General features: G+C 43.2%; 10 protein-coding genes. 6 read left to right on the top strand and 4 right to left on the bottom strand.

Annotation, left to right across the window (positions count from 1 at the left end; translation table 11 throughout):
- The 4 genes from VM640_RS14630 to VM640_RS14615 all read left to right on the top strand — a co-directional run.
- The coding region (locus VM640_RS14630; protein WP_325393495.1) for a helix-turn-helix transcriptional regulator at nt 1-263 on the top strand (263 nt) is incomplete at its 5' end.
- A gap of 223 nt (nt 264-486) precedes the next feature.
- Entirely contained in the window at nt 487-717 is a 231-nt protein-coding gene (locus VM640_RS14625; RefSeq protein ID WP_325393493.1) for a DUF1659 domain-containing protein, read from the top strand.
- Nucleotides 718-780: 63 nt separating this feature from the next.
- The gene (locus tag VM640_RS14620) at nt 781-1,020 is read left to right on the top strand and encodes a DUF2922 domain-containing protein (RefSeq protein ID WP_325393491.1); all 240 of its coding nucleotides are present in this window, start codon (nt 781-783) and stop codon (nt 1,018-1,020) included.
- Between the two features lie 145 nt (nt 1,021-1,165).
- On the top strand, nt 1,166-1,327 hold the full coding sequence (locus VM640_RS14615) for a YvrJ family protein (protein WP_325393489.1): 162 nt from the start codon (nt 1,166-1,168) through the stop codon (nt 1,325-1,327).
- A 69-nt stretch (nt 1,328-1,396) separates the two neighbouring features.
- On the opposite strand, the gene VM640_RS14610 is transcribed toward VM640_RS14615, so the two are convergent.
- The 4 genes from VM640_RS14610 to VM640_RS14595 all read right to left on the bottom strand — a co-directional run bounded on the left by VM640_RS14610 (nt 1,397) and on the right by VM640_RS14595 (nt 3,422).
- Nucleotides 1,397-1,516, bottom strand: coding sequence for an SDR family oxidoreductase (locus tag VM640_RS14610; RefSeq protein ID WP_325393487.1), 120 nt, complete (start codon nt 1,514-1,516; stop codon nt 1,397-1,399).
- 10 nt (nt 1,517-1,526) lie between these two features.
- Nucleotides 1,527-1,961, bottom strand: coding sequence for a bactofilin family protein (locus VM640_RS14605; RefSeq protein WP_325393485.1), 435 nt, complete (start codon nt 1,959-1,961; stop codon nt 1,527-1,529).
- A 3-nt stretch (nt 1,962-1,964) separates the two neighbouring features.
- Nucleotides 1,965-2,843, bottom strand: a complete 879-nt coding sequence (locus VM640_RS14600; RefSeq protein ID WP_325393483.1) for a peptidoglycan DD-metalloendopeptidase family protein — start codon at nt 2,841-2,843, stop codon at nt 1,965-1,967.
- A 198-nt stretch (nt 2,844-3,041) separates the two neighbouring features.
- Nucleotides 3,042-3,422 carry a helix-turn-helix domain-containing protein gene (locus VM640_RS14595; RefSeq protein WP_325393481.1) on the bottom strand — a complete coding sequence of 127 codons (381 nt, stop codon included), beginning with the start codon at nt 3,420-3,422 and terminating at the stop codon, nt 3,042-3,044.
- A 216-nt stretch (nt 3,423-3,638) separates the two neighbouring features.
- On the opposite strand from VM640_RS14595, the gene VM640_RS14590 reads away from it, so the two are divergent.
- Nucleotides 3,639-3,863: a helix-turn-helix domain-containing protein gene (locus VM640_RS14590; protein ID WP_325393479.1), complete on the top strand. Its 225-nt coding sequence runs from the start codon at nt 3,639-3,641 to the stop codon at nt 3,861-3,863.
- Nucleotides 3,860-4,053, top strand: a 194-nt coding sequence (locus VM640_RS14585; RefSeq protein ID WP_325393477.1) for a hypothetical protein, incomplete at its 3' end; no start/stop codon positions are given. The genes VM640_RS14590 and VM640_RS14585, both read left to right, overlap by 4 nt.

Below are 4,053 nucleotides of genomic sequence, written 5' to 3'. Positions count from 1 at the left end.
AGAATTTTGATCTTACAGAATGTAATGTAATGGAGAGGGGCGACAGAATGGAAAGTGGAGTTGTTTATTATGGAAACAAAGTAAGAACCTTGCGGTTACGCGCAGAAATTGCAACCCAGAAAGAGCTTGCCGAGCGAACGGGAATTTCACCGACGATTATCAGCGATTTAGAACGCGGACGGCGGGAAATGAATCCCACTTGGGCCATGCGGATTGCTGAGGCCGTAGGGACCTCTTGGGAGACCTTGCTGGAGGATAAATGAACTGAAACGTGTAATTTCATAACCAATCGCGGGTCAACCTGTTGACAGGTTGCTCATCGTTGGATAAACTAATAACAGAACAGGTGTTCTCGGGCAGGGAAACAGTTCGCGAACTCTTCCTGCCCGGAGATACGTGAACATCCCTTGTAAAAAGCAGTCGGCAGGTCCGGCTGCTTTTTACATTGAGAACATCTGTTTAAAACATTGAAAGGAGGTGTTAAGAATGGCCGTATCATCTACAGCCAAAGATTCAGTCTTGGTCGTGACCTATCAGGTAGGACTAAACACATTGGGTGCCCCTATGTTACGTCAGCGGAGTTTGCCGAATGTTTTAGTAGCTGCTCTGGACCAGGATGTCTTTGATGTCGCGAATGCGCTCTATGGTTTACAGCAATATCCGCTCACAGCGGTGCGCCGCGACAATCGGTTCGAACTCGCCGCAGCACTCGTCTAATTCTTTCCCTGAGCTGATAAAAGCTTAAGGAAAATAACGTTGGAAGAAAGGAGGAACTCGAAGATGGCAACAACCAGCAAAAAAGTCCTGAGAATGGTCTTTGCTAATGCTCAGGGGGGAGCCGTAAGTCTCACCTTGTCGGATCCCAAAGCGGGGATCACGGCGGCCGAGATCGAGACCGTCATGGATTTAATCATTGCTAAGAATATCTTCACCGGTACCGGTGGAGCTTGGGTTTCGAAGCGTGATATCAAGATCGTAGATACCACAACCAATGATCTTTACGATGTACCGGTCGTCTAAGCTAAGGTGATGAAGATCTGATTGAGGAGGGGGAGGCGAGAGGCTGAGGCTAAGCCCGTATCGCCTTCCCTTAACATCAAAGTTGGGTCAGGAACGTGGGGTTAGGAATCTAAGAGGAGGAGTCGAGGAGAAAGGAGGGTAAGGCATGGAAGAAATCTTAACTATGGTCGGAAATTTCGGCTTTCCCATCGTTGTTAGCGCCTATCTGTTAGTACGAATCGAAGGCAAGCTGAATGAACTCTCCACGAGCATCACAGAACTGGCCAAAGCCATAGCCGTCCTGGAAGTGAGAGGAGAGGTTAAATAGATGAAGGGATCCGGTTTACCGTTCTCGGTAGATCGGATCCCTTTTGCTTATAGTGTCAACGGTCAGGAATTATAAGTCGGAAATCATACCGCCGTCAATCACAAATTCTGATCCTGACGAATAAGAGGAATCATCCGATGCCAGGAAAATAACCATATTGGAGACTTCTTCCGTTGGAAATAATACCATACAACGATAATTATCGCCGCTTGGAGTGGGTGGGTCTGTTTTCTTCAATAGTTTTTTCAATACTTGCTACGGCGGTATCTTTTTTGGCATCTTCGAAGAGTCGACTCGTACCGATAAACTTAGCACCTTGATCAATTTTTAACTGCTGGGTAAAGATATCGCCGTACAATCGAGCGCTTGGACTCAGTTCTAGTTTCTCCTGTGCGGTAATATTTCCGCGAACCTCTCCCGAAATACTGACCGTGTTGGCTTGGATAGTTGCTTTGAGAATGGCACTTGGACCAATTATTAAATCGCCGGTGATCGCTACTGTTCCTTCAATTTGTCCATCGATACGGGCATTTCCCTTAAGCGTGATCTTTCCTGAAAATTCACAGTCTGCAGCAATGTAGGTTGTTTCGGGTGTTCCGGTCTGAAATGGATTAGATGGCTTCTTTTCCCACATATCTTATTGCTCCTTTGTAAAGTTTGTAAACGTTAGAGGATCTATCGATTTCCCGTGATCGAGGGCGCCATAATGTAGATGGGCGCCTGTACTGCGACCTGAGTTGCCACTATAAGCGATAACATCTCCTTTAAGAACGGTATCTCCGATGTTAACGAGTAAACGTGAATTATGGCCATAGAAGGTTACAATTCCAGAGCCGTGATCGATTTCTATTTTTCGTCCGTAGGCTGGATCCCAGCCAGCAAAGGTGATGGTTCCTGCTGCAGTTGCATGAACAGGGGTACCATAATTAACGGCAAAATCAACGCCATTATGAAATTCATCGGAACGTTTTCCAAAGGGATTCTGACGATAACCAAAGGGAGAGACGATTTCTCCTTCAACTGGAAGAATGCTCGGGGTGTGTTCAATTTGATCTTTATGTTGAAGCGTTAGATCATAATATTGTTCTAGAAGCGTAAGTTGATTAGAAGTGTAAGTGGGATCACCTGAAGCCATTGAGGAAAAGGATTGAGGAGTAACACCTTGGCTCACTCGTGAGACTGCCGGATCGATCTTTAAGATGGACGAGATTTTTAATTCAAGTTCATGAATCGTTGCCAGGTCCTGCGCCATTTTTGACGATTCTTCTTTGAGTTGTTTAATTTCTTGTTCTTTTTCCTGATTGGTTAATTTGAGTTGATTCACAGCCTGAAAGTCAGCTTCTTGTATTTGAAGGGTGTGGGATAAATAGAGGTTATGAGAAAATAAGCCAATGATAAGGACCCCTAGAGTTAGAAGCCCGGAAATAAGGATCCGTTTACCCTTAATAGAGAATTGAAATTGTCGGGCAGGTGCGTGATTGGGGGGAATAAATAAAAGGGTATATTTACTTTTCACGTAATTCCTCCTCATAAAGGAAAGACACAAAGTTTTAAACTTTGTGTCTTTCCTTGAAGTCTATAAGAATTTCAGTGCTGTTTTTAAAGAATATAGTCAATTATATCATATATTTTGTAAAATAATATATAAATCTGGAGAGTAATAAGGCAAGCTAAGCTAAGCCCAATTACAGATGCATGGTTGGGCTTTGTTACATTATTTGTTCTCAAGGCGTATACGTAGAATTAAATCGATTAACTCATTTAAAAGCTCAGGTGAAAGTCCTGCCTTCTGGGCTCTTTGGAGAGTATCCAGATAGGGTAGGCTTTTCTCATTGAGGCTAAAATGCGAAGAATCATTAGCTTGCCTATAGGCTGACGGGAAATCTGCGCTTGGCTCCTCAGTAAATAAATAAGATAAGGTAACGTCGAGAGCTTTCGCTAATCGATATACTGTGTCCATGCTTGTCGATTGTCGTTTACCGGTTTCAAGCTGACTAATGAGACTACGGGCGACACCCGAACGCTCGGATAGCTCTCGAGCACTGTAGTTTTTGTTTTTTCTCAATTCTTTGATCTTTTTTCCTAATTCGAGCACGTAGAATCCCCTCTCTAAATTTGAAGGACTATTATCAGAAAAATATTATGATTAGTATTGCCGGAAAGGGCTAGAACAGATCTAGGGCATGCATTCTTTGTGCGAATCAGTATTCCTCTAATAGTTTACAAGATTAAACAATTAATGCTATAATGTTCACAGAATCAGACAACGTAAGTTAGATGATGATGTATTGAGGCAAGTAGGAGGACAAAAGTGGACAGGAAGAATAATTTAAGAGAATGGCGTTTAGCAAGAGGAGTCACGTTAAAGCAACTCGCTCAGAAGACAGGTTATAGGTATAGTTACCTTGTCCGATTAGAAAAGGGGTTATGTAAAGGAACTCCAAATACCTGGAATAGACTGGCTCAAGAATTAAAGATTCCCGTGAATGATTTGTTCCAAGAAACAGTTGGAGAATATAGAATTTGTGCAAAGTGAAACTTGGAAAAGGTCGAAAAATAAAAAGAGAGCTGATGAACCCGAAGGTGAATCAGCTCTCTTTAGCAATGTTTAGGCTAATTTCATTGAAGATACAGATGCTGATCGCTCATTCTCGTTTCATTGCACCTCGAGCGAGGTGCAGAACTTTTTTTACATCCCCCCTCATAAGGGGAGGGGGGTCATCGTA

Source organism: Desulfitobacterium sp. (assembly GCF_035539115.1).
Classification (GTDB): Bacteria; Bacillota; Desulfitobacteriia; order Desulfitobacteriales; family Desulfitobacteriaceae; genus Desulfitobacterium_A.
The sequence above is the reverse complement of the archived record's forward strand: the minus strand, read 5'-3'. Positions and strand labels throughout refer to the sequence as shown.